Annotated in this window: 1 protein-coding gene; it reads right to left on the bottom strand. The window is 72.4% G+C overall.

Annotation, left to right across the window (positions count from 1 at the left end):
• Positions 1–1,524, bottom strand: a 1,524-nt coding sequence (locus FV228_RS29320; RefSeq protein ID WP_147857672.1) for a glycosyltransferase, incomplete at both ends; no start/stop codon positions are given.

The raw sequence follows: 1,524 nt of genomic DNA, 5'->3' as shown, positions 1-1,524 counted from the left end.
CTCCGGGTACACCGCCCCGATCCGCCCCGCCGTGTCGGCCGACGGCGCGAACACCCGCGCCGCCCCGGCCAGGAACCGTCCGAACGCGGCCCGGCGCTCCTCAGGATCGGGCTCCTCGTAGCCGTCGGCGTCCGAGGCCAGGCAGTCCCGGCACACGGGCACCGGCGCCAGCCCGCAATATCGCCCGTCCGGCATCACCAAGTGGTTGCGGTGGCAGACCGGCGAGAAGTCGTGCAGCGTCCAGGCATAGGGCCGCCCCGACCCGGTGACCAGATCCATCAGGGCGCGCGCCGCGGTCCAGCGCAGGCCCGCCAGCGAGTGCACGTGGATCAAGAGCGGCGCCAGCTGCTCCACGAAGGCGGCGACCGCCTCGGCGTCGCGGGGCAGGTACAGGCTGTCCAGGCTCGGCAGGTACACGAACTCGCGGCTGCGGTACGAGACGTTGACCTGGATGTTGCGGGCCCGGTCGACCGAGAGCAGCACCACGGCCACGCCCTCGGCTTTGAGCCGGGCGATCATGTCGTCGATGTGCCGCTGGATGCCCCCGCCCCAGCTGTGGGTCACGAACAGCACGGCCCGGCCGCGGAAGTGCCGGGCGAGCCGGTACAGGTCGAGCCGCGCCCGGCCGCGCCGGCCCGGATCGGCCTGGACGAACTGGCCGACCAGCGCCGGGTAGTCCGGATGCTTGGCGAGCAAGGCCGCCTGGCCCTGGTCGTACTCGCCGCCCGGGTCGAGCCCGAACGAGATCTGCCCGGCATGGTAGACGTACACGTCCTCGGCGAGCAGGTTCGCGAACCCGGCCTTGCGGGCGCGCATGCACCAGTCGTTCTCCTCGCCGTAGCCCTTACCGAAGGCAATTTCGTCGAGGGTGCCGACGGCATCGAGCGCGGCGGCGGTCATGTACAGGCAGAAGCCGACGCCGGTGGGGACTTCCACCGAGCGGCCGCGGTTGATCCGGGCCGCCGCCCGGTCGAGTTCGGGCCGGGGGATCTCCAGCGCCATGGCGTTGTTGGCGTTGAACTTCGGGTAGCTGCAGATCGTGGCGTTGCTGGACAGCGGTGTGACGCTGCCGACCGGCGCCCGGCCCTCGGCCTCGGCGGTCTCGGCATGGGCAACGAGCCGGTCGAGCCAGTCGCCGAAGACCTCGGCGTCGGAGTTGAGCAGGACCACGGCGCGGCCCTGGCGCAGGGACAGCCCGCGGTTGACCGAGCGCACGAAGCCGAGGTTTTCCGGGTTCTCGACGAGGTGGAACAGGCCGCGGCCGGCGAGGTCCTTCAGCTCCGCGGTCAGCTGCGGGTCGGGGGACCGGTCGTTGACCGCGAGCAGGGTGAAGGGTGTGTTCTGCGGGGCGGACAGGCAGGCGTGGATGGCGCGCAGGGTCTCGCCGCGGCCCTTGTAGACCGGCATGATCACGACGACCCGGGCCTGGGCGAGGGTGAGCGCGCGGGGCAGGCCGTCCCAGTCCCGCGGCTCGGGGGCCTCCATGGCCGGCCAGCTGCCGAGATCCTCCGGGCAGCCCATCAG

The organism is Methylobacterium sp. WL18, from assembly GCF_008040015.1.
Taxonomy (GTDB): Bacteria; Pseudomonadota; Alphaproteobacteria; order Rhizobiales; family Beijerinckiaceae; genus Methylobacterium; species Methylobacterium mesophilicum.
The sequence above is the reverse complement of the archived record's forward strand: the minus strand, read 5'-3'. Positions and strand labels throughout refer to the sequence as shown.